The sequence below is a fragment of the Variovorax sp. 05N34 genome, assembly GCF_056397405.1.
In genome coordinates this window covers 452,798-474,880 of record NZ_JBFTNI010000001.1, presented here as the reverse complement: position 1 = coordinate 474,880, position 22,083 = coordinate 452,798, and the positions used below count along the sequence as shown (strand labels likewise).

The window sequence follows — 22,083 nt, the reverse complement described above, 5'->3', positions numbered from 1 at the left end:
CTGAAGACGGTGGGCCGGGTTTGAGGTAGAAACCCGCTCAGGGTGGGGTTTTGTGCGATGGTGCAAGGTTCAAGCCCCAACACCGAACACCAAAGGAATGGCATGTCCCTGTTCGACGTCAGTGACATCGTCGCCGGCCTGCATGAGGCCCGCGACGAATGGCGCGATGCCCAGAAGCGGTCGCGCGAGCCCGGCAGTCGCGAATTTCCCTCACGCGATGCGCTGGCAGGCATTGTCGAGTCGCTGAAGGGCGCGCTTTTTCCGATGCGGCTCGGTCCGCCGGAGCTTCGCAGGGAAAGCGAAGACTTCTATGTGGGCTACACGCTCGATGCGGCGCTTCAGTCGTTGCTCGCACAGGCGCGGCTCGAACTGCGCTACACGGCGCGCCACGAGCCGCGCGCTCCCGAAGAAATAGACGCCGACGCGGACGCGGCAGTCCGCGACTTCGCGGCCGCGCTGCCGGGCATCCGCCGGCTGCTGGACGGAGACGTGCTCGCCGCTTTCCTTGGCGACCCCGCGGCGCGCAGCGTCGACGAAGTGCTGCTGTGCTACCCCGGCATTCTCGCGATGATTCATCATCGCCTGGCGCATCGGTTGTACGGACTGGGCTTGCCGCTGCTGGCGCGCATCGTGGCCGAACTGGCCCACGGGCAGACCGGCATCGACATCCATCCAGGCGCGCAGATCGACGCCGGATTCTTCATTGACCACGGCACGGGCGTCGTCATTGGCGAAACCGCCGTGATCGGCAAGCGCGTTCGCATCTACCAGGCGGTGACGCTCGGTGCCAAGCGCTTTCCGACCGATGTCGAGGGCAATCTGCAAAAGGGCCTGCCGCGCCACCCGGTCGTGGAGGACGACGTGGTCATCTACGCCGGCGCGACCATCCTGGGGCGCGTGACGCTGGGCAAGGGCGCGACCATCGGCGGCAATGTGTGGATCACCGATGATGTGCCGCCCGGCGCCAATGTGACGCAGGCCAGCCTGCAGAACGCACCGCAGCGTCGGCAGGCCTGAGCCGCCCATCATTCATTGCAACTTCCTTCAACCATAGACAAGGAGTTTTCATGGCTCAGAAAAAAATCGCCGTGGTCATCGGCAGCCTGCGGAAGGACTCGCTGAACCGCAAGCTTGCGCTGGCCATTGCGCATCTTGCCCCCGAGGACTTCACTTTCGAGCATCTGCAGATCGACGATCTCCCGCTCTATAACCAGGACCAGGACGGCAATCAGGCGCCGTCGGTCAAGCGCCTCAAGACCGAGATCGCGGCGGCTGACGGGGTGCTGTTCGTTACCCCCGAATACAACCGCGCAGTCCCGGGCGTGATGAAGAACGCAATCGATAACGCTTCGCGCCCCTATGGCCAGAGCGCCTGGGCGGGCAAGCCAGCCGGCGTGATCGGTATTTCGGTGGGCCAGATCGGCACCGCCATTGCGCAGCAGCAGTTGCGCACGATCCTGGCCTACCTGGACATGCCGACGCTAGGCCAGCCGGAGGTTTTCCTGCAGAACAAGGAAGGCCTTTTCGACGACAAGGGACATGTCGCTGAAGGTTCGACCAAGCAGTTTCTGCAGAGCTGGGTCGACAAGTACGTCGCCTGGATCAAGGACCACTCGAAATAAGCGCAAGAACGCGCAGCGGGCTGCCGGAGCCGCCCTGGATCTTCAGTGGCGCTGCCCAGATCATGGCGCCCCTCGGCGGCAGCTGATGCAGGTTCGTCAGGCATTGCAGCCCGTAGCGATTGGCGCCGTGCATCAGCGTGTGGCACGGATAGGGCAGTGGCCACGAATGCGCCTGCCCGGCGTCGGTGTTGATGGTCTCCACGCCGAAGCCATGCACGTCGCGCTGCTCGATGAGCCATTGCACTGTTTCCTGGGTGGGCCCCGGCGTGTGGGCGCCGTCCTCGCGCAGATTCAGGAACGCCGCCGGATCGCTCGCGCGGTGGGACCAGTCCGTGCGAAACAATACCCACGCACCGGCTGGAATGCGGCCATGCTTTGATTCCCACGCTTCGATGAAGGGCACGGTCAACAGCCAGTCAGGGTTGCTGGCGACTTCAGCAGAGGCGTCGACGACCACAGCCGGTGCGACAAAATTCCGAGCGTCGATGGTATCGACGCTGTTGTTCGGATGGTCCTTGCCGCTGATCCAGTGCACCGGTGCATCGAAGTGCGTGCCCGTGTGTTCGCCGCAAGAAAAATTGTTCCAGTACCAGCCCGGACCCGCTTCGTCGTAGTGCGAGATCTTCTCCATCTTGAAGCCCCAGACTTGGCCGAACTGCGGCGGCAGTTGCAGCGCTGGAAAGTCGGGCGACAAGGTCTGGGTGAGGTCGACGACGCGGATTCGCCCTTCGAGCAGTTCGGAGGCGAGGCGATCAAGAGTGGCATGTGTCATGGGTGCGGATCTCCGTGGGAACAGTGAGAGCAGTGAGAGCAGTGGGAATGGTCAAGGCCGTGTAGTTGGTTTTCCAGTAGACGAGCGCGCCCTCGTCGCGCTCGCCGGTGCGAACTGCGCGCACGCGGCCAAGCACGACGCGGTGGCCGTGACGCTCGAAGCTTTCCTCGATCTCGCAGGCGAAGGCAGCCGTTGCGCCGTCGAGCAGCCACGCTTCTTCGATCCGATGCCACCTCGATCGCGCGTAGCGGCCCTCGCCCTGAATGCCCTGTCGGCCCGAAAAGCGCTCTGCGACGGTTTGCTGGTGCTCCCCAAGTACGTTGACGCCAAACCGTCCGTGCTCGCGCATCAACGGCCAGGACGAAGACGAGGCGTTGACGGACACCAGCAATACCGCGGGTTTGACCGACAGCGAGACGACGGACGTGGCCGTGAAACCCGTGCGCGCTCCAAGAGTGCCAACGGTGATGACGCTGACCCCGCCCGCGAGCTGCCGCATGGCCGTGCGGAAGGCGTGGCCGCCGACTGGATCGGCCGTGTCATGCATCGCGCAGGCCATGTGCATGGAGGATCGGGAGAACCGTGTCTCGGAAGTACGGGAACTCCTTGACGTAGTCGACGAAGGACAGCGTGGTGCCGCTGAAGCCGGCCTCGGCGAGGCTGATGATCCCCTGAGCCACTTGCTCGGGGGTGCCGACCAGCGGATAGCCACCGTGGCCCGCCGCCATGCGGTCGCGGATCAGCGCCAGCAGATCGTGCGGAAACGATTGTGCGTGCGCGAACTGAAGGTTGACCAGGTTGTCCACGGCCGCCCAGTCCGCATGCTCCTGCCCGAAATGCGAGAGATAGGCGCGCGCCTCTGCCTCCGTCGGCCGGCAGACCACATGAGAGAAAGTCAGTACTCCGACCTCGCGCCCCTTGGCGTTTGCCGAGCTTCGCAATTCGGCGACTTCATCCTTCGAGCGGGCAAGATCAATAGCCGGCGTGAAGAGGAAGTTCGCATTGCGCGTGGCGAATTCACGCCCCAGCCCCGAGCCTGCCGCATTGAGGATCGGCGGCAATTCGCCGTAGGGCTTCGGATGGCTGTGTATGCCCTTGAGCTGGAAATGCGCGCCGTCCCAGTCGAAGATGCCCGGGTCTTGCCAAAGCTTGCGCACCAGCTGATACCACTCTTCGGCGTAGGCATAGCGCGTCTCGTGATCGGGCGGGAGCTTCAGGCCCAGCGCCTCGTACTCCGGGTTGTTCCATCCGGCCACGATGTTCAGGCCGGCCCGGCCCTGGCCGAGCTGGTCGATGGTGGCAATCTGCTTCGCGACAACGACCGGATGGTTGGCCGCGGTGTGCGTGGTCGCGAACACCGTCAGTTGCTTGGTTTGGGCGACCAATCCGGTTGCCCAGGTCACGGTTTCGAGAACATCGCCGTGGAAGTTGGTTTCGCCGCCGTAGCCGATCCAGCGTGCGATGGGCAGCATGAAGTCGATGCCCGCGTCGTCGAGCATTTGGGCGAGTTTCAGGTTGTTGTCCCAGGTGTTCTGCCAACGTTCCGGCACTTTGGTGACGGACATGCCGCTGGAACAGTTGGATGCAAAGGTGCCGAGCAGGAAGTGCTTGCGTTGCAGGAGGGGAGTTGCTTGGATTGGCATGGGGCGTGCATGTGTGGACTTGGACGGGTTCACGATAGGGGCACGGCGCGAGGGCAGTGTCCCGGGCGCGCAAGCGCTGTCCCATGAGTGCAAGTCTTTGTGCCGCCATGGCCGCAGGGAGCGCGGCGGTCGAGGGTTATCCCCGAAGTCCGGGCTCGGCGCGAGCGCCCAGTATCGGGACACGGGACTGCCCAGACGCGTTTCAGACCAGATTTCCGGAGAGAGCGTGATTCAAGCTTCAGTTGTTGCCGATGCCCAGAGCCCGTTGGCTCACGTCGGCCACTTTCAGACTTCAGATCTCGACGAGGCGCGCAGCCGCGTCACGCAGGTGTTCTGCGATCACAAGCTGACGGTCGTCGGCAGCCGCCAGCGCGTCAAGGCATCGATGCACTATCGCGGAATCGGCGCTTTGGGTTTGGGGCGGATGGGCTACGGCGCCACTGTGGCGATCGATCCGGGACGGCTTGAGAGCTTTTATCTCGTTCAGGTCCTTCTGAAAGGGAACGAAAGCGTGCGCACGGCGGGTGAAACGGTGCAGTCGACGAGCGCCGTCGCGTCGGTCGTCAGTCCCAGCGAGTCGATGACGATGCTCCACCATGAAGGTTGCGAGAAGCTGTTCGTGCGCGTGGAGCGCGCGGCACTCGAAAAGCATTGCGCCGGGCAGCTCGGCCGCCCCTTGCGAGACCCTCTCGTCTTTACTCCGGCGATGGTGCTCGATCAGCCGCAGGTGGCGGCATGGGCACGGTGGATTCGCTGGTTGTTCGAGGAGCTCGGCGACGACCTCTCGAAAAGTTCGCCATGGGTCGACTCCCCGCTGCTGGCTTCGCAAATTGAGCAAGCGGGCATTGCCGCACTGTTGCAATGCCAGCCGCACACGTACCGCGAAGTTCTCGGCGCGGCCGAGCACAGCGTCTCTCCCGGTTTCGTGCGGCGGGCGGAGGCTTACATCCACGATCACGCACACGAGTCGATTTCGATCGCGGACGTCGCCGGCCACGTGGACGTGAGCACGCGGGCGCTGTTCCTCGGGTTTCGGAAGTACAAAGGCACCACGCCGATGCGCTACATGTCCGATGTGCGCATGGCGCGCGTGCGCGACGAGCTGTCGCAAGGGCGCCTTGCCGGTGAAACGGTGCGCGATGTCGCATTGCGGTGGGGCTTCGCTCACCTTGGGCACTTCAGCGCACGTTATCGCGAGAAGTACGGCGAGTTGCCATCCCAAACGCTGAACCGCTGAGACCTAGGTCGACCGAATCCATCGCGCGTGCTATGACTGTTCATCCGTTGTCCCATCCTTCGTTGCGATGGCCTAGTGACCGCAGCTTCCCAGATGGTCGTGGGCGGATGAACAACCTGTTGGGACATTTCGGCTGTTCCAGCTTGATGCAAGGATGACGCTGCACATCTCAACCCGCCGAAACTGTGGATCCTTGAACGCCAGGACGTCATCGTTGAAGGTTCCGAAAGTGCTGTCGGGGCGGTGCTTCATGCCCTGGTAGAAGGCGTCGATGATTCCCTGATTGAAGTCAGTTTCTCGGGGAAAGGCGGCGACAACGGCCTCCCGCTGAGCGTTGGTATATTGGTCATAGCCGCGGCCGGCTACATCCATGCCAGCCCCCGCCTGCACCAATGCGATCTCCGGACGCATGAATTGCGGTATGCCAGGCGTTGTGTGGAGAGCGACGGCGTTCCAAACCGTCTCGATATCGCTATCGGCGATGCCGTGCCCCCGAAGAAATTCACGCGCGGCATTCGCGCCATCCACTTCAAAGCGTAGCTGACTATTTTTATAGCGTGCGGTGAGGCCAATGTCGTGGAACATGGAAGCCGCGTAAAGCAGTTCAGGATCGAATTTCAATCCTGTTCGGTTTCCTGCCAAGACTCCCCAGCAATAAACTCGGACCGAGTGGTGGAAGAGCAAATCACTCTCGGTATCGCGAATGAGCTGAGTCAGTTCGCGCGCGAGTTTGCTGTCCGGGATACGCACCCCTGATATTTCCTTAAGCATCATGACTCTCTCCTGGCGTTGACTACCTGTTTTGGAATGACCGCCATAGGGGTGTTGCGGAAACTGATCGCCATGCGGTTGTAGGTATTCATCAGCCCGATGGCAATGGTCAGGTCCACTAGCTCCCGCTCGTCAAAGACGGTGCGAGCAGCTTGGTAGTCGCTGTCGGGGACCCCGGTCTCCGCCACGCGTGTCACCGATTCAGCCCAAGCCAGCGCGGCACGTTCCCGCTCGTCAAAGAGGGCACCTGCCTCTCTCCATGCTTGCAGCAGTGCGAGCTTTTCGATTGCCTGCCCCTTCTTCAACAGGTCACGCGTGTGCATGTCCAAGCAGTAGGCGCAGTTGTTGATCTGCGAAACACGCAAGTACACCAGATCCACCAGAACCGGTGAAAGACCGCTCTGCGAGATGTACCCGTACACGTTGCCAAGTGCCTTGATGCCCGTTGGGGCGACTTCGTTGTAGTCGATTCGATTGCTCATGGTCATGGTTCTGCTGATCTTCAGGCCGGGAAACCGAGAAGTCGCGCGAAATCGTGCCTGCGTTCCCGAGGCATGCTTGCTTGATTCACCGGGGCCTCCAGATCGCCGTATCCCATGGACATGCCGAAGGCGGTTACTTCCTCCGGGGGCATCGCAAGATGGGATGCGATCTGGTCATGAAACTGCGCAAATGCGACCTGCGGGCAGGTGTCGACGCCACGTGCTTTCGCGGCGATCATCACGTTCTGCGCGAAGAGGCCGAGGTCGATCCAGCTGTGTGCCTTCAGTCTGCGGTCGATGCTGAAAATGAGACCGACCGGGGCGCCAAAAAATGAGAAGTTTCGCTCGGTTTGGCGCATGCGCGCCGAAGCATCGTTGCGATCAATCTTGAGGGAGGCGTAGTACCGCGCGCCGAAGTCAAGCAACCTCGTACGGAATACGTCCGGCAACGGTTCGGGGAAGTGCGTCGGCGCCGGTGCGGTTCCGGCACGAAACGCTGCGACCAACGCATTTGCCAGCTGCTCCTTGGCCACGCCGCTGACCACATGCACCCGCCAGGGCTGGATGTTGCCACCGCTTGGGGCAGTTGCTGCATCCTCCAAGATCGCTTCCACAAGCGTGCGGCGCAAAGGCTCCGGCTTGAATGCACGAACCGCTCGGCGCGAATGCATGACGGAGGAGACGCATTTCGCAATGGTCTCCTGGGACCATTCAGTTGCCGTCTGGACCATGGTTCACCCCTGCAGCGGCGCGTCGTGATACGAAATCCGTCCGGAGGGGAGGAAGAACAGCGCAATCACGGCGCCGCCCTTTGCTTCCGGATAGTGGTGACTGCCCGGCGGCGGTGCGGTCCAGCCACCAAAGCACCAGCCATTCGGCCCCTTCAACGCGGCGCCGGAATTGAGCGGAATGACCATGTTGATCTCGCCATAGGGATGGCCGTGGTACTGCCCGAGGAAGTGATGATCAGGATGACCCTGCTGATTCCCTGTGCTGTCCATGTATACGGCTGTGATGCTGAAGTGCAGTGTGCGCTCCGAGGGCTCCGCGATGCGGCTGCGGCGGTAAGCCTGACCGTCGATCGGGACGTTCGCTGCCCAGCAGTCTTGCACGCCCTTCAACACCAAGTGAGCCAGGGTCCGATAGAGCTCGCTGTCAGCCCCGTACTTCTGGTTCAACCAGTTTTCGACCGCGGCTCCGGCGGTCATGTCCTTCACTTCTTCGAGGAAGGGGATGCAGCGCTCGATGAGCGCCTGTCTGTCCTGAATGTTTGTTTCGGTCATCGTGGTCTCGCCTTTGCGGAATGCCTGGACACGATCATGGGCGAAACTCGAACTGAATGGAAACGATAGATCTGCAGTTCCATAATGAACGCAGTTCAACTGCAGGAGGTGAAGTCGTGAGCATTGGTCGCATGGACCTCAACCTGTTGAAGGTGTTCGAGGCCGTCTACGAGGACCGCAATCTGCTAGTGGCGGGTAAGCGCCTCAATCTGACGCCATCGGCGGTTAGCCATGCGCTCAGGAGGCTGCGCGAACTTGTGGGCGACGAGCTTTTTATGCGTACGGGGAAAGGCATGGTGCCGACCGGCCGTGCAACGGCGATGGCGCCGGGCCTGCGGGACTCATTGCGCCAGATCGAGGCTATCGTGGGAGTGGAGCCGTTTTCACCCGAAACATCCAAGCGGCGTTTCGTCATTGCGGCGAACGACCACGTGACCGAGGTGATTGTTGTGCCCTTGTCCCGAGAACTGCAAGAAATTGCTCCGCATATCGATCTCGTCATCCGTCCGTCCACGCGACTGGACTTGGCTGAGCAGATTGACTTGGGGCGCATCGACCTGGCTATTGGCATTTTTTCGCAGGTGCCGTCGCGACTCAACTCTCAAACGTTGTTGTCCCAGGGAGAGGCGATCTTGATGCGCAAGGGACACCCCGCCTCCCGCCGGAAACTCACGCTCCAGGATTTGACGAAGTACCCGCTGGTCACCCTGTCCGTCGGAGGACAGGAGGAGGGCGCAGTGGGAGGGTTTATCGTTGAACGTGGCCTCGCACGCCAGTCGGAAATGTTTGACCGGCATGCGTTGGAAGAGGCACTCATTGAATCGAAGGAGGGGCCGCGGGTGAGAATCACCGTCCCCCACGCGCTCGCCATTCCCGCGCTGCTTCGTGACACTTCAATGCTGTCCATCGTGCCCGCGTCTCTGGCAGTGGCTCTCACGAAGCGCGAAGACCTTGTTCGCCGACCGCCGCCCTACCAAGCTCGACCATCGACCATGCGTGCGATCTGGCATGGCCGCGACGAGCATGACGTGGGTCACGCTTGGCTGCGCGAGAAGGTAGCGAAAGCAGCTCGAACCACTGAGAAGGCGCTCGCATAGCTGGCCTACGTGTCCGCAAACCGGCTCTGCGCGTTGGCGCACCTCTCAAATCTGCCAATTCGGGTGGTGCGCACCCAGAGGTGCGCGAGCCAGTGTGTGGCTTACGCGGCCAGCGTTGCGACGTCCTGATTGGCAGCCTTGCCTGTCGCTCCGCCAATATTTGCGCGTGCAGCGGCGATCGCAGCCGACTTTGCAGCATCGCCCATGGCAAGTCCTTCGGCGCGCACGATGCGCACATCGGTAATTCCGAAGAAGCCGAAAATGACCTTCAGGTAGCTCTCCTGGTGCTCCATCGCCTGGCCGCCGTCGCTGGTCGAGTACATGCCGCCGCGCGTCGAAGCGACGATCACGGTCTTGCCGGTTGCGAGGCCGACTGGGCCCTTGTCGGTGTACTTGAAGGTGCGGCCGGCTTGAGCCAGACGGTCGATCCACGCCTTGAGTTGGGTCGGCACCGTGAAGTTGTAGAGCGGAGCGCCGATCACGATGACATCCGCAGCCAGGAATTGCGTCACGAGGCGCTCGGAAACTTCGTTTTCGCGGCGCTGCGCTTCGGTGGGTTCAGCCTGAACGCCGACCTTGATGCCGAGCGCATCGGCGCTGAAGTGGTTGGGGGTGTCCACGGCCAGGTCGAGGTACTCGACGGTAGTGTGGGAGTGGGCCTTGCGCCAGTCGGCCACGATTTCGGCACTCAGTTGACGCGAAACGGAGTTGGTGCCCAGGACACTGGAGTCGACGTGCAGCAGTTTCATGATCGATAGTCTTTCTTGAACAGTGCCGGCGCTGAAATCGGTCGGCGTGAGTAGGATTCTATTTTTGTGGCGATTGGCTGATAAGTAAGTAAAAATGGCCCAGTTCGTTCCAAAAATAGGACAGTGGATCATGCAAGACCTGAACGACATGGTGTTCTTTGCCGAAGTGGCGGAGCGCGGCGGCTTTGCAGCTGCCAGCCGCGCGCTTGGCATTCCAAAGTCGCGGCTTTCGCGCCGCGTCGCCGATCTGGAGGCCCAACTCGGCGTCCAACTCATGCAGCGCAGCACCCGGCGCCTATCCCTCACGTCTGCCGGCGAGATCTACCTGAAGCATTGCGCTGCCATGCGCGATGCGGCGCAAGCGGCGGCGGAGGCGGTGGCGCAAGCCCAGACGGAGCCGCGCGGAACGGTCCGCTTGAGCTGCCCCGTGACCTTGGCGCAGAGCAGCGTGGGGCCTTTGCTACCGCGTTTCATGGCGCTTTATCCCGCAGTGCGCGTGGAGATGCGTGTGCTGAACCGGCCGGTCGACCTGGTCGAGGAGGGCGTCGACCTGGCGCTGCGCGTGCGACCCGAGGTCGAGGACAGCACAACACTTGTAGCCAAGATTTTCGGAATCAGCCGCGGCATCCTGGTCGGCAATCCAGAACAGATCCGGCAGCAGGGGCCCGTGTCGGCGCCAGCGGACTTGTCGAAGCTCGACACCGTTTCGATGTCGACTGGCGATGGTCGTGCCAACTGGCGCCTCGAAGGGCCGAGTGGCAAGGTGACCGTTCATTCGCATGTGCCGCGCTACGTGGCCGACGACCTGCTTACGCTCAAGTTCGCCGTGGTGCAAGGCACCGGAGTCTCAGTTCTGCCTGACTACATGTGCCGCAGCGAACTGAAAGCAGGAAAGCTGGTTGAGGTGCTGCCGGGCTGGGGGCCGGCTCCGGGCATCACGCACATGATGTTCCCCGCCCGGCGCGCGTTGGTCCCGGCGGTGCGCCGGCTGATCGATTTCCTCGTGGAAAACCTCGACAGCGATGAGCCGCACGATCTCGCCGGGTGAGTTCCACGGCTTTTCCTTATGCGCAAAACACCATATTCAAACAAGCAGATATTCGTTTGTCTTTGAAGCGATGCTTCGCAGAATCCGGGGCTGCTCACCAACGCCTCCAACGTATTCTCCGTGTGACAAAACAAACCATCGTGATCGTGCCGGGCTGGCGTGACTCCGGTCCTGGCCACTGGCAAAGCCTGTGGGCCGAGCGGATGCAAGGCGCAGCTCGAGTGACGCAGGATGACTGGATCACGCCGACCCGTGCGGCGTGGGTCGCTGCACTCGAAAAGCTTGTGCTCGAGAGTCCCACGCCGGTCGTCATCGCCGCACACAGCCTGGGCTGCATTGCGACGGCGCACCTCTGCGAAGCCGCGGCCGCTCGCATCAGCGGTGCGCTGCTGGTGGCGCCGGCGGACCCCGAGCGCCGTGCCGTCTTGTCCGATTTCGCGCCGGTCCCTCATGCCAAGCTGCCCTATCGGAGCATCGTCGTCGCGAGCAGCAACGACCCCTTTTGCCCCGTGCGTTTGGCGGGTGCTTATGCTCGCGCTTGGGGAAGCGAATTCGTTCGGATGCAGAATGCCGGCCACATCAACATCGAATCCGGGCATGGGAACTGGCCGCTGGGCCTCGCTCTGCTCCAATCCTTGACGGACGAGCCGACCACTCTGATGGATGGCCGTCGAAATTTCGAACCTTTGGCAACTCTATGACTTCCAGAATCAAGACGATCCTCGGCGCGCTGGTGCTCGCCGCCGCCGGCGCTGCGTCCGCGCAACCGACCTCGCTTCTCAATGTCTCGTACGACGTGGCGCGCGAGTTCTACAAGGACTACAACGCCGCCTTCGTTGCGAACTACAAGAAGACCACCGGCAAGGACGTCAAGATCGACCAGTCGCATGCGGGCTCCAGCGCGCAAGCTCGCGCCGTTGCGGATGGGCTGGACGCCGATGTGGTCACAATGAACACCAGCACCGACATCGAATTCCTCGCCAACGCTGGCGTGGTCGCAAAGGACTGGGCCAAGCGTTTCCCGTACAACGCGTCGCCGACCACGTCGACGATGCTATTCCTCACGCGCAACGGCAATCCCAAAGGCATCAAGGATTGGGACGATTTGATCAAGCCCGGCGTTCAGGTCGTGATCGTCAACCCCAAGACCGGCGGCAATGGCCGCTACGCCTATCTCGCCGCGTGGGGCTACGTGAAGAAGAAGGGCGGTACCGACGCCCAGGCGGCCGAGTTCGTCGGTAAGCTCTTCAAGAACGTGCCGGTGCTCGCGCGCGGCGGCCGCGATGCGACGACCGCCTTCCTGCAACGAAACATAGGCGACGTGCTGATCACCTTCGAATCCGAAGTGGTCTCCATCGACCGCGAATTCGGCGCAGGCAAGGCACAGGCCGTGTATCCGTCCATCAGCATCCTGGCCGAGAACCCCGTCGCTGTCGTCGAGCGCACGACCGCCAAGCGCGGCTCCGGCGAGCTTGCCAAGGCATACCTCGAGTACCTCTACTCGGACGAGGCGCAGGAAATCGCGGCCAAGCATGCCCTGCGCCCGCGTTCCGAAGCGGTGCTCAAGAAGTTCTCCGCGACCTTCAAACCGCTGCAACTCTTCACCGTGCAGGAACTGTTCGGCAGCCTGAGCGAAGCGCAGAAGGTGCACTTCAACGACGGCGGGCAGTTCGACCGGCTGTACACGCCCGGCGGCAAATAAATGAGCGGTGCCGTGTCTTCGGCGCTGCCGTCCTCGGCGGCGCCGCTTGCGCGTGCGGGTGGCACAGGTGTATCTCGGCGCGTGCTGCCGGGCTTTCACCTCACGCTCGGCTATGCGCTGCTCTACCTGAGCCTGATCGTCCTGATTCCGCTTTCGGCGCTGGTTTTCAAGACCTTCACGCTCACCTGGGACCAGTTCTGGGTCGCGGTCACAGCACCTCGTGTGATGGCGTCGTATCGCCTGACCTTTGGCGCATCGCTGATTGCCGCGCTGGTCAACCTGGTGTTCGGGTTGCTGGTCGCCTGGGTGCTCGTTCGCTACAAGTTTCCCGGCAAGCGGATCGTGGACGCGCTCGTCGACCTTCCTTTCGCATTGCCGACGGCGGTCGCCGGCATCTCGCTGACCGCGCTACTTGCCGGCAATGGCTGGATCGGCCAATACCTCGAACCGCTCGGCATCAAGGTGGCCTTCACCCCGACCGGCATCGTGATTGCGCTGATCTTCATTGGTCTGCCTTTCGTGGTCCGGACCGTCCAGCCGGTGCTCGAAGACACTGAAAAAGAACTTGAAGAAGCCGCCACGAGCCTCGGCGCAACGCGCCTGCAGACCTTCACGAAGGTGATCCTGCCTTCGATCGCGCCGGCGCTGCTGACGGGTTTCGCGATGGCGTTTGCGCGCGCCATCGGTGAATACGGCTCCGTGATCTTCATTGCCGGAAACATGCCGATGATCTCGGAGATCACGCCGCTGATCATCATCGGCAAGCTCGAACAATACGACTTCGGCGGTGCGACCGCGGTGGCGCTGGTGATGCTGGTGATTTCGTTCGTGCTGCTGCTGGTCATCAACGGCCTGCAAGCGTGGCAGCGGCGCCGCGCGGGGAGTTCGTCATGAGCGCGCGTTCCACCACCGTTCGCCGCGCGCAGGCCGGAACGACCGAATCCGCATGGGTGCGCCGAACGCTCATCGGCATCGCGATGCTGTTCATGCTGCTGTTCCTGGTGCTGCCGCTGGCCGCCGTCGCCACCGAAGCACTGCGCAAGGGCTTCGAGGCCTACCTCGATGCGTTGAAGGAGCCCGATGCGTGGAGCGCCATCCGCCTCACCTTGCTGACAGCCGCCATTGCCGTGCCGATGAACCTCGTGTTCGGGGTCGCGGCCGCATGGGCCATCGCCAAGTTCGAGTTTCGCGGGAAGGCATTTCTCACCACGTTGGTCGATCTGCCGTTTGCCGTGTCGCCCGTGGTCGCCGGCTTGATCTACGTGCTGATCTTCGGCGCGCAGGGCTGGTTCGGACCTTGGCTTGCAGCGCACGACATCAAGATTATCTTCGCCGTGCCCGGCATCGTGCTGGCGACGGTTTTCGTGACCTTTCCGTTCATCGCGCGCGAACTGATCCCTCTGATGCAGGCGCAGGGCACGGAAGAAGAGCAGGCCGCCATCGTGCTGGGTGCGACCGGCTGGCAGACCTTCTGGCGCGTGACGCTGCCCAACATCAAGTGGGGCCTGATCTACGGCGTGATCTTGTGCAATGCGCGTGCGATGGGCGAGTTCGGCGCCGTGTCGGTCGTGTCGGGTCACATCCGCGGCCAGACCAACACGATGCCGCTGCATGTGGAAGTGCTCTACAACGAATACCAGTCCGTCGCCGCCTTCGCGGTGGCATCGCTGCTGGCCATCCTGGCTTTGGTCACGCTGGTGATCAAGTCCTTCGTCGAATGGCGGCACGAGCGTGAAATGAAGGCCATCGCCGACCTGCCGCCAGAGCGGCCCCGGACATGAAGCTCGCCCCCAGGTTGCCCGCACTTCGTGTCGGGCGCCCATCCCCTGCCGGGGGCAACACCGGCGGCCCGGCGAAGCCGGTTCCGCGGTGTTCCTGGCTTGGGGACTATGGCAGTTTCATCGGGTGGCGCGGCCACGCAGTCGGTGGAAAGTGAAGGAGAGGAAACATGAGTATTGAAATTCGCAACGTCAACAAGGCCTTCGGCGACTTCCAGGCCTTGCGGAATGTGAGCCTCGACGTCTCGTCGGGCGAATTGGTCGCGTTGCTCGGCCCCTCGGGCTGCGGCAAGACCACGTTGCTGCGCATCATCGCGGGACTGGAAACGGCCGACGCGGGCAGCATTCTCTTTTCGGGCGAAGACACGACCGATGTGCACGTGCGCGAGCGGCAGGTGGGGTTCGTGTTCCAGCACTACGCGCTGTTCCGGCACATGACGGTGTTCGAGAACGTGGCGTTCGGTCTACGTGTGAAGCCGCGCAGTGCGCGTCCGAGCGAAGCGCAGATCAAGGCCAAGGTGCATGAGCTTTTGAAGCTGGTGCAACTCGACTGGCTGGCCGATCGCTATCCCGCTCAGCTGTCGGGCGGCCAGCGCCAGCGCATCGCCCTGGCGCGTGCGCTTGCAGTCGAGCCCAAGGTGTTGCTGCTCGACGAGCCTTTTGGCGCGCTCGATGCCAAGGTGCGCAAGGAACTGCGCCGGTGGCTTCGGCGCTTGCACGACGAACTGCACGTCACCAGCATCTTCGTCACGCACGACCAGGAAGAGGCGCTCGAAGTCGCCGACCGGGTGGTGCTGATGAACAGCGGGCAGGTCGAACAAGTCGGCTCTCCGCAAGACGTGTGGGACCATCCGGCGAGTCCGTTCGTCTACGGCTTCCTCGGTGACGTGAACCTCTTCCACGGGCGCGCTCACGAGGGCGAGGTGCACGTCGAAGGCATCCGCATCGACTCCCCGGAAAACAGCGAGCTCCGGAACGGAAAGGCACTGGCCTACGTGCGGCCGCATGACCTCGAGGTCAGGCGCTATGCGCCCGGTGCGACCGGAATCGTCGCAACGTTGACTCGCGCGATCGTGGTCGGCCCCATTGCGCGGCTGGAACTCGAACCCACCGAATCGAATCCAGATAATCCGGGCTCCGGAACCATTATCGAAGCGCAACTCCCTGCGCAACAGTTCCGGGACCTGGGTCTGCACGAGGGCGACACCGTTGTCGCCACGCCGCGCAAGGCCCGGGTGTTCGTAGAGGACTGGGTTTCACCATGATCGACTGGTATTTCGGCGCGCCTCGGCGTGCCCTGGCTTTGATTTGCGCCGCATGTGTGGCGATGCTTGCATTTGGCATGTATCTGCAGCACGTGGTCGGGCTCGAACCTTGCCCCATGTGCATCGTGCAGCGGTACGCGCTGGTGCTGGTGGCGGTATTCGCGGGGCTGGCCTCACTGAGCCGCCGAAAGGGGCTGCAGGTGACGGGCTCGCTGCTCGGGCTGATCATGGCTGTGGGCGGCGCATACACCGCCGCGCGCCAGAGCTGGCTGCAATGGCATCCGCCGGAAGTCGTGACGTGCGGCCGCGACATCTACGGGATGATCGAGACTTTTCCTCTCCAGCGCGCGCTGCCCATGATCTTTCGCGGGGCCGGTGATTGTTCGAAAGTCGATTGGACGCTGCTGGGGCTGTCGTTGGCCAACTGGTCTTTCATTGCATTCACCGTGTTGGGACTGCTGTTGATCGCTCTGATGTTCCGCCGCGGAGCCTCCAACAACGTGCGCTGATCCCAGCGCACGGCCAAACATATCGCGCGCCATGCAATGTGGCGCGCGGAGTGCGTCAATCATTGCACTCCGATTGAAGTTCTGGACCTTTCTGGACCTTTCTGGACCAGCTTCGCGATCCTTCTCGGCCATTCGCAGGCCAAACAAAGAGACGCAGAGAGTAGATTTGGCGCGGTCGGCTCCGACTGCGATTTGAAGATCCCTCCAAGTCGAATGCATTGCCCTTTCTGACATGGGCACCTCGCGCACGGACTCGCCGATGCAATCCACGATCGACTATGAATCCCAAGGCCGAGGTCTCCATTCCGTTTGCGCATCCCGTCTATGTTCGAAGCGTGCTCGACTGCCTCAACAGCCGTGGCGTGTCGCCATCTACAGTGCTCTCAAACGCGGGTTTGGCATGGCAGGACCTCTGCGACGGGCAGGACATGGTGGACTTCTCGGTCTTTCGCCGCTTCGTCGCGCAAGCGGTGCTGTGCAGCGGAGAGCCGGCCTTGGGCCTGATGGCCGGCTCGATGATCCAGCCCTATCACAGCCCTGTCGGCATCGCCGCCGTGACGAGCGAAAGTCTCGGCCAAGGCCTCGAATTTGTGAGCCGACATGCCGGGCAGATCTTCGGTGGTGTGGAGTTCCAGATGGAAAACGGGCGCCAATGGAGCACCCTCAAGGTCAGGCCGTCGCGTCCGTTGTGCGAGACCCACGTCTTCGTTACGCAGTCCATCGTTGGCGCGCACTGCAGACTGCTGGAGGCTATGTTGGGGCGGCCCGCTGACGAACTCACGGTGGGGTTGCCTTACCCCCGGCCTGCGGGCAACGACGTGCCGTGTCTGCGGTACGTGCGACGGGCGGCATTCGACCAGGAATGCCTGACGTTTCAGTTGCCGACAGAGATGCTTCATTGGCCTTGTACTTCCGCTGATGCAAAGGCATTTGTGGCAGCCGCGGAGGCTTGCGGACGTGCGGCATCGGAACAGGGGCAGGGGGACTTCGTGCAGCGCGTCCGCCGCGCGCTTCTCGAGCGGCTAGCGATCAATCCCGAAGCGGGTGAGTTGGCTGTCGATCTCGGAATCTCCGGGCGAACGCTCGTGCGCAGGCTTGCAGATGCGGGCATCAATTACTCCGACATCAAGGACAACCTGCGCAAAGAGCACGCCGCCTGGTACTTGCAGCACACCGAACTGTCGATGGAAGCCATTGCGTCGCAACTGGGCTATTCAGACCCGACCAGCTTCGGTCGAAAGTTCAAGACCTGGTATCGCGTCGCGCCCAGCAAGATGCGGCAGAGCTTGCGCTCCGCCGCTCATTGATCTGCCGCAGTCCGGCTGAGCTCATGTGAACTGGGCGGCCATGGCGACTGCGCGGCAGCAAGCGTTCGCACGCGCAGTCTGATCAGCCATGACCCATGCGCCCGCTCGTTCAGGCGCCTTGCATGCGCAAGCCTTGCTCCCCGCCGTGGCGCTTTGACTGAGCATCGTTGATGCTGCCGATGTAGGCGATCGAGTCATTGACGTGGGAGAGGATCTCGACGGAGCGGACCTTCAAGGCCATGCCGCATCGCGTCAGTTGAACCTTGCGCGTCGTGCGCTGAATCAATGGTGCTTTCAGCATCGATTCAAGTCGCGTGATGCTTCTGCTGACGCTTGATTTATGAATCTGCAACGCGTCCGCCGCCATCGAGAAGCTGGCATGTGATGCGACGTACGCAAAAACGCGCAAGTCATTGAGGTCCAGGGCTTTGTCTGCGATGTGTTTGGACAGGATACTGTTCGGCATTGAGGCTCCCTTGCCATATCTTTGACCGAACAATCCGCCGTTGGCATGTGCGGGTCGTCGGCTGATGGCTATTGTGAAAATGAAAAGGGCCGCCCGACTCTCGCCGGACAGCCCTCAAGAACTGCCTAAGGATGCTGATATTTTTCAGCTTGCTGTCAGGTGGCGTTAGAAGGCGTGACGGATACCGATGTCGTAACCGGTGGAGGATTTCGGCACGGTCCAGACGCCGTCAAACACTGCGTTGTAGGCTGGGCCTCCAACTGTGAAGGCAGTTCCGTTCTTGTTGTTCACGCGAGCAACCGTGGTGTACAGAGCTGTGCGCTTCGAAAGGTTGTGCACATAGCCAATCGCGAACTTGTCGGCCTTTGGCTCTTCGCCGAGTTCGATGCCGCGATAACGCACTGACGAGTACGAGGCACGGATAAGACCTGGACCGACGGGGACGGTGGCCCCGAGCAACCAACCCTTCGTGCCGGGATCAGCCAGCAAGCCAAAGCTATCGGTGTCGATTTCGAGCTTGTTGTCAGAGTACTCGCCGAACAACTTGACCGGTCCAAAGTCGTACGAAGTACCCAGGCTCCAGTTGACCGAGTTTGCAGTCAATCCGAGGAAGAAATCGTCCGCCACAGTGCTTTGGCCGTAAGAGAGAGCCACATCCACCGGGCCGTTGGCGTATCCGACGCGACCACCGATATAGCGGCCGGTGCGCTGCGAGTCGGGCACACGAGGGGTCAGAACTGCCGGATCGAACTTTGCGTGTTCGTTGAACGAGTACATGAACTGTCCGTACACACCACCAAGTTTTGGTGGCAGGAAGTAGCCGACCGAGTTGCTGGCGCGCGTGTAGTTTTCGTTGTTCATTGACTGGCCTGCCGACACGATCAGGTTCGTGCCAACGCCATTGGCGCCGAACGGGTCGAACACGGTGTCGTTCCAGTAAGTCGGGGTGTAGTCGCGACCGAGGCGGACTTCACCGAATGCTCCGGCGAGGCTGACCGTCGAGCGACGGTTGAAGCTGAGCCCACCGCCAGTTGCCTTCCCGCTGCCGTCGTCGTTGTTCAGCCCAGCTTCGAGCCAAAAGCTGGCAGCCAAGCCGCCGCCCAGGTCTTCCGTCCCGCGGAAGCCCAGGCGGCTGGAGTTGTAGCCGGAGTTGGTGAGAGCGGTCTGGCTCGTCGTGAGGCTATTGCCCAGGGGGGTCTCTGCCCGGTTCGAGTAGCTGCTCACAGCAGCATCAACCACGCCGAAGAGCGTGACGGAAGACTGTGCCGAGGCAATGCCTGCGCTGGTCAAGGTGGCCAGGGCAGCCAGGGCGACAAAGGATTTTTTCATTCAGGGTTCTCCTAGGTTCAACAAAGGCACCGGTGTGACAGGCTCACCGTGACGGCACGTTTGTGCTCCCCACCGGCCCCCGGGCCAACCTCCCATTGGGAAGTTGAGTCGATTCCATCAGAGGCCCCTCCTTGCGGCAGACGCGTTCCTGCAAGGTCGCCCCATAACCCTGCAAGATCGACCCTAGAAGTTGAGATTCGCGTTGTCTGTTTGCGACAAGGCAGGCATGCACCCGCAGCCCTCACGCGCGCGGGCTGGGTCGTTGAAGTGCCTGAGGTCGTGCCGAACGACTAAAGAGGCAGCGTGTCGAATGCCGCGTAGGCTGTCGCCAGCCACGTCTTCACGCGTTGCCGTTCGAGCAGTCCGAGCGCGTGCGGTCCTTCGCGGTCGTTGACCGCCTTCCAGAAGCTCGTGTTGCGCCCATCGATCTTGCGCATGCTGGCATCGTGCAGGCGCGGCAGGGCGATCACGCGCGCGCCATGTGCAGTCGCCTTGTTGAGCGATTGCGAACCGAGCAGCAGTCCGAAATCGTTGCCGCGGCCATAGTTCTGCACCACGATGTAGTTCGGCCGATTGCCAAAGGTGTCGATCAGCGTTCCCAGCAGATCGGTTGAATCCTTCCCGTCGTCCAGCACGTGCCAGAAGTTGACGGCGACGCCGAGTTCGGCGAATACATCGAACAGATCCGACTCCTTGATCCACCGCGAGAGTGGCGCCAGGGTCTGCGCGGCGAGGTCGACGATGACGCTCTGTTGCGGATTGGTTTCGAAGCCGTTCACGACCGTGTCGAGTCCCTCGAAGCTGTCCACCACGATCGGGGACGCAAATCCCTCGTAGAAGCGTGTGAAGGAGCTGTGCGAGCGATCGGTGTCGAATCCGACAAAGGGGCGGCTGTGGTCGATGAAATACTGCGCCAGGACCCGCGCGGTGACCGACTTGCCGACACCGCCTTTTTCGCCGCCGATGAAGTTGAGTGAGCTCATGAGGTTCCTGGACAGGGAGGTGCGAAGCATTCTAGGGGGCCGTCAGATGATTCGACGAGTCGTTCATGCGCTGATTCAGCTTGTCGATCATGGCTTTCGACCGGAGTATCGAACTGTGATCCTCGTGGAACCCGAAGACGAAGTCGGCGCGGCTTTGAATGTCGGGCGGCAGAACGCTCCGCAGGGACACGACCCCATCGTTGCTTCCCCCGTGCGCTCTCCTGGCCGAGCCACGGAGTGGATATCGAGATCAGGTGATGTACCGGCGGCTTGCGGCCTTCGCGCAGGATGATGTTCAGTGCCGCGCGGGTGACCAGTCCACCCATGCTGTGAGCCACGATGACGCTGGTGTCGAAGCCGTCGCGGTAATGCAACTCGTCGATCGCATTGTTCAGCATCATGGCCGAGAGGTTGATCGAGAAGCCGCTCGGGTAATAGAAGACCCAGGGCTGGAATCGGTTGGGGTCGAGCTGATCGATGACTTCTTCCCAATCGCGCGGCGACCCGCCGATGCCGTGGACGAAGATCACCGGCACGCGTTGCGGATCGAAGGGTTCGAGCATGAAGAGTCCGGCCCGGCCTTCGGCAATGAACTGCAAGGGCGCGAACATTCCCTGCCGGACTTTTTGCGGCGAGAAACGCGGTTCGTCGATGGTGGCCCGTGCGCCGAATTCCTCGGTTCGTCGACGCACCAGCTCTGCATATCCGTCTTCGAGAACAGCGGGCAAGTCAATTGCAGGTGCTGCAAATGGGATCTTGATCTGACCGAGCCCTGTCGCGACAGTCGGAGGATCGTTGATGGCATCCAGCGCCAGCGCGGCTCCTCGATAGAGTGCCACCGGCTCGTTGCTCTGGTGCAGCAAGTCGCGATTGACGTCCTCGAAAGCGAGGATGCCGTATTGGCCCGGCGGAGCCGCGAGGTGGTAGACCCCTCGGCTTCGTGGAACAACGTCGATGAAGACGGGCCTCGGATCATCGCCGAGCTTGTAAAGCACGACCACGATGGGGCCGCGAGCCGCTTTCTCGGTTTCGACGATTCCCGTGAAATACACGGCGTCGCCGATCCGCCTCATCTGCCGGTCGGCCGTGATGAGCGCGCAGCCGGCAGTCATGACACAAAACGCCGTCAACAAAGCGATGCGAAGCGTTCGTGAAAGAGTGTGGGCTGTCATCAGGATTTGCTCCGGGCCTCTACCTTAGTTCTTGGGCACCATCGAGAAGAAAGGTCCCAGGCTGCCGAGGAGCCAGTTCTGACTGAAGTCGAGCGCCGCGCGGCGATATTTTTCGTCCGCCTGTGCGGCCATCAGGTCAAGCCGCGCAACCACTTTCGACAGCTCGCGATCGACCAGCAGGTTGCGCCCGTGCTCGCTGATTTCCGTGGCAAACAGCAGAGGCTTGCCGTCCGCGCCAGTCTTGGAGCCGATGAGCCACAGCGAGATCTCGACGTTGCGGGCCGCGCGAAAACTGTTCTCGGCGTTCACGCCGTCCAGCATGGTCTGCTCCCATGTATTGCCGTTGGCCTGCTTGAGCAGCGCCGCCCAGCCGACCACGAGAGCCGCGACGCGGTCGCCCTCGTAGGGCTTGGGAGCGGTCTCGAATGCCAGCCGGATGGCATCGATGCCTGTGGTGCCGTGAAGATCGGGCAGCGGCTGTTCCTGCTGGATTGCATCCCACGTGCGCTGGATGGCTTCGTCCGCGCTGGTTGCCCACTTTTTCCATTCGCGCGGATTGCGCCGGTAGAGCGACAGCTGCACGCGCTTGATCGACTGCACGTTGTCGCGCAGCGCCAGGTTCGCGATGCGGTTGGTTCCGGTCTGGAGCCATTCCTGGTTGTTGTAGGGCTCCGCCCGCTGTGTGGACGAGCAACCGCCAAGTGCGAGGACGACCAGGGCCAGGAGGGCCGCCGTGCAGATTCCAGGCCGCCAGCTATGAGGTTCAAGAGGGGGAAAACGGGGGATCGCGCGCATGGACCGCACGTTATCATCCTGCCCTCGGGTGGCGGCCGGTCCTTCGGATCCAGGCCAGTGAATTCTCCTTACT

Annotated in this window: 26 protein-coding genes; 13 read left to right on the top strand and 13 right to left on the bottom strand. The window is 62.2% G+C overall.

The features are described 5' to 3' along the window. Window positions 1–102 precede the first annotated feature (102 nt). A complete protein-coding gene (gene epsC, locus AC1DMA_RS02330; RefSeq protein WP_478126381.1) occupies window positions 103–1,017 on the top strand; it encodes a serine O-acetyltransferase EpsC in 915 nt (304 codons plus the stop codon). Window positions 1,018–1,067: 50 nt separating this feature from the next. Further along, the gene (locus tag AC1DMA_RS02325; protein WP_478126380.1) at window positions 1,068–1,622 is read left to right on the top strand and encodes an NADPH-dependent FMN reductase; all 555 of its coding nucleotides are present in this window, start codon (window positions 1,068–1,070) and stop codon (window positions 1,620–1,622) included. Here AC1DMA_RS02325 and AC1DMA_RS02320 read toward each other — a convergent pair. Genes AC1DMA_RS02320 through AC1DMA_RS02310 form a run of 3 tightly spaced genes read right to left on the bottom strand, consistent with a single transcriptional unit; the run spans window position 1,603 to window position 4,037 of the window. After that, window positions 1,603–2,394: a cyclase family protein gene (locus AC1DMA_RS02320; RefSeq protein ID WP_478143102.1), complete on the bottom strand. Its 792-nt coding sequence runs from the start codon at window positions 2,392–2,394 to the stop codon at window positions 1,603–1,605. The two genes, AC1DMA_RS02325 and AC1DMA_RS02320, sit on opposite strands and share 20 nt — an antisense overlap. Continuing rightward, complete coding sequence (locus AC1DMA_RS02315; protein WP_478143101.1) at window positions 2,375–2,941, bottom strand: flavin reductase family protein; 567 nt, start codon at window positions 2,939–2,941, stop codon at window positions 2,375–2,377. Before AC1DMA_RS02315 ends, AC1DMA_RS02320 begins: the two co-directional genes overlap by 20 nt. Next, window positions 2,934–4,037 (bottom strand): LLM class flavin-dependent oxidoreductase, encoded by a 1,104-nt coding sequence (locus AC1DMA_RS02310; protein ID WP_478126377.1) that lies wholly within the window; start codon window positions 4,035–4,037, stop codon window positions 2,934–2,936. Before AC1DMA_RS02310 ends, AC1DMA_RS02315 begins: the two co-directional genes overlap by 8 nt. Window positions 4,038–4,263: 226 nt before the next feature. On the opposite strand from AC1DMA_RS02310, the gene AC1DMA_RS02305 reads away from it, so the two are divergent. Beyond that, the gene (locus AC1DMA_RS02305; protein ID WP_478126376.1) at window positions 4,264–5,274 is read left to right on the top strand and encodes an AraC family transcriptional regulator; all 1,011 of its coding nucleotides are present in this window, start codon (window positions 4,264–4,266) and stop codon (window positions 5,272–5,274) included. A gap of 72 nt (window positions 5,275–5,346) precedes the next feature. Here the strand turns inward: AC1DMA_RS02305 and AC1DMA_RS02300 are convergent, their stop codons facing one another. From AC1DMA_RS02300 to AC1DMA_RS02285, 4 genes are read right to left on the bottom strand one after another with little or no spacing between them, the layout of a single operon-like run. Then, complete coding sequence (locus AC1DMA_RS02300; protein ID WP_478143346.1) at window positions 5,347–6,045, bottom strand: HD domain-containing protein; 699 nt, start codon at window positions 6,043–6,045, stop codon at window positions 5,347–5,349. After that, the gene (locus AC1DMA_RS02295; RefSeq protein WP_478126375.1) at window positions 6,045–6,527 is read right to left on the bottom strand and encodes a carboxymuconolactone decarboxylase family protein; all 483 of its coding nucleotides are present in this window, start codon (window positions 6,525–6,527) and stop codon (window positions 6,045–6,047) included. Before AC1DMA_RS02295 ends, AC1DMA_RS02300 begins: the two co-directional genes overlap by 1 nt. Window positions 6,528–6,547: 20 nt before the next feature. Further along, window positions 6,548–7,258 carry a nitroreductase gene (locus AC1DMA_RS02290; RefSeq protein ID WP_478126374.1) on the bottom strand — a complete coding sequence of 237 codons (711 nt, stop codon included), beginning with the start codon at window positions 7,256–7,258 and terminating at the stop codon, window positions 6,548–6,550. Between the two features lie 3 nt (window positions 7,259–7,261). Further along, on the bottom strand, window positions 7,262–7,810 hold the full coding sequence (locus AC1DMA_RS02285) for a 4-hydroxylaminobenzoate lyase (RefSeq protein WP_478143100.1): 549 nt from the start codon (window positions 7,808–7,810) through the stop codon (window positions 7,262–7,264). Between the two features lie 116 nt (window positions 7,811–7,926). Here AC1DMA_RS02285 and AC1DMA_RS02280 point away from each other — a divergent pair, with 116 nt between their 5' ends. Beyond that, on the top strand, window positions 7,927–8,907 hold the full coding sequence (locus AC1DMA_RS02280) for a LysR family transcriptional regulator (protein WP_478143099.1): 981 nt from the start codon (window positions 7,927–7,929) through the stop codon (window positions 8,905–8,907). Between the two features lie 101 nt (window positions 8,908–9,008). Here AC1DMA_RS02280 and AC1DMA_RS02275 read toward each other — a convergent pair whose 3' ends face one another. Beyond that, window positions 9,009–9,656, bottom strand: a complete 648-nt coding sequence (locus AC1DMA_RS02275) for an FMN-dependent NADH-azoreductase (RefSeq protein ID WP_478126371.1) — start codon at window positions 9,654–9,656, stop codon at window positions 9,009–9,011. A 130-nt stretch (window positions 9,657–9,786) separates the two neighbouring features. Here AC1DMA_RS02275 and AC1DMA_RS02270 point away from each other — a divergent pair, with 130 nt between their 5' ends. The 8 genes from AC1DMA_RS02270 to AC1DMA_RS02235 all read left to right on the top strand — a co-directional run bounded on the left by AC1DMA_RS02270 (window position 9,787) and on the right by AC1DMA_RS02235 (window position 17,265). Next, window positions 9,787–10,704: a LysR family transcriptional regulator gene (locus tag AC1DMA_RS02270; protein ID WP_478126370.1), complete on the top strand. Its 918-nt coding sequence runs from the start codon at window positions 9,787–9,789 to the stop codon at window positions 10,702–10,704. Between the two features lie 122 nt (window positions 10,705–10,826). Next, window positions 10,827–11,405 carry an RBBP9/YdeN family alpha/beta hydrolase gene (locus tag AC1DMA_RS02265; RefSeq protein ID WP_478143345.1) on the top strand — a complete coding sequence of 193 codons (579 nt, stop codon included), beginning with the start codon at window positions 10,827–10,829 and terminating at the stop codon, window positions 11,403–11,405. Beyond that, window positions 11,402–12,406, top strand: a complete 1,005-nt coding sequence (locus tag AC1DMA_RS02260; RefSeq protein WP_478126368.1) for a sulfate ABC transporter substrate-binding protein — start codon at window positions 11,402–11,404, stop codon at window positions 12,404–12,406. The genes AC1DMA_RS02265 and AC1DMA_RS02260 overlap by 4 nt, the downstream gene beginning before the upstream one ends. Then, a complete protein-coding gene (cysT, locus tag AC1DMA_RS02255; protein ID WP_478126367.1) occupies window positions 12,407–13,300 on the top strand; it encodes a sulfate ABC transporter permease subunit CysT in 894 nt (297 codons plus the stop codon). It abuts the gene before it with no gap. Beyond that, window positions 13,297–14,187, top strand: coding sequence for a sulfate ABC transporter permease subunit CysW (cysW, locus tag AC1DMA_RS02250; RefSeq protein ID WP_478126366.1), 891 nt, complete (start codon window positions 13,297–13,299; stop codon window positions 14,185–14,187). Before cysT ends, cysW begins: the two co-directional genes overlap by 4 nt. A 167-nt stretch (window positions 14,188–14,354) precedes the next feature. Continuing rightward, window positions 14,355–15,449 carry a sulfate/molybdate ABC transporter ATP-binding protein gene (locus tag AC1DMA_RS02245; protein WP_478126365.1) on the top strand — a complete coding sequence of 365 codons (1,095 nt, stop codon included), beginning with the start codon at window positions 14,355–14,357 and terminating at the stop codon, window positions 15,447–15,449. Further along, window positions 15,446–15,958 (top strand): disulfide bond formation protein B, encoded by a 513-nt coding sequence (locus AC1DMA_RS02240; RefSeq protein ID WP_478126364.1) that lies wholly within the window; start codon window positions 15,446–15,448, stop codon window positions 15,956–15,958. Before AC1DMA_RS02245 ends, AC1DMA_RS02240 begins: the two co-directional genes overlap by 4 nt. Window positions 15,959–16,236: 278 nt before the next feature. Then, window positions 16,237–17,265 carry an AraC family transcriptional regulator gene (locus tag AC1DMA_RS02235; protein ID WP_478143098.1) on the top strand — a complete coding sequence of 343 codons (1,029 nt, stop codon included), beginning with the start codon at window positions 16,237–16,239 and terminating at the stop codon, window positions 17,263–17,265. 109 nt (window positions 17,266–17,374) lie between these two features. Here AC1DMA_RS02235 and AC1DMA_RS02230 read toward each other — a convergent pair whose 3' ends face one another. From AC1DMA_RS02230 to AC1DMA_RS02215, 4 genes are all read right to left on the bottom strand, one after another. Next, window positions 17,375–17,731, bottom strand: a complete 357-nt coding sequence (locus AC1DMA_RS02230) for a LysR family transcriptional regulator (protein ID WP_478126362.1) — start codon at window positions 17,729–17,731, stop codon at window positions 17,375–17,377. Between the two features lie 165 nt (window positions 17,732–17,896). Next, window positions 17,897–19,060, bottom strand: coding sequence for a porin (locus tag AC1DMA_RS02225; protein WP_478126361.1), 1,164 nt, complete (start codon window positions 19,058–19,060; stop codon window positions 17,897–17,899). Between the two features lie 290 nt (window positions 19,061–19,350). Then, entirely contained in the window at window positions 19,351–20,043 is a 693-nt protein-coding gene (locus AC1DMA_RS02220; protein WP_478143097.1) for a P-loop NTPase family protein, read from the bottom strand. Next, on the bottom strand, window positions 20,040–20,906 hold the full coding sequence (locus tag AC1DMA_RS02215; protein ID WP_478143096.1) for an esterase/lipase family protein: 867 nt from the start codon (window positions 20,904–20,906) through the stop codon (window positions 20,040–20,042). The genes AC1DMA_RS02220 and AC1DMA_RS02215 overlap by 4 nt, the downstream gene beginning before the upstream one ends. On the opposite strand from AC1DMA_RS02215, the gene AC1DMA_RS02210 reads away from it, so the two are divergent. Beyond that, window positions 20,898–21,197 carry a hypothetical protein gene (locus tag AC1DMA_RS02210; RefSeq protein ID WP_478143095.1) on the top strand — a complete coding sequence of 100 codons (300 nt, stop codon included), beginning with the start codon at window positions 20,898–20,900 and terminating at the stop codon, window positions 21,195–21,197. The genes AC1DMA_RS02215 and AC1DMA_RS02210 overlap by 9 nt on opposite strands. 42 nt (window positions 21,198–21,239) lie before the next feature. Here AC1DMA_RS02210 and AC1DMA_RS02205 read toward each other — a convergent pair whose 3' ends face one another. Further along, window positions 21,240–22,010: a hypothetical protein gene (locus AC1DMA_RS02205; protein WP_478126359.1), complete on the bottom strand. Its 771-nt coding sequence runs from the start codon at window positions 22,008–22,010 to the stop codon at window positions 21,240–21,242. Window positions 22,011–22,083 lie beyond the last annotated feature (73 nt).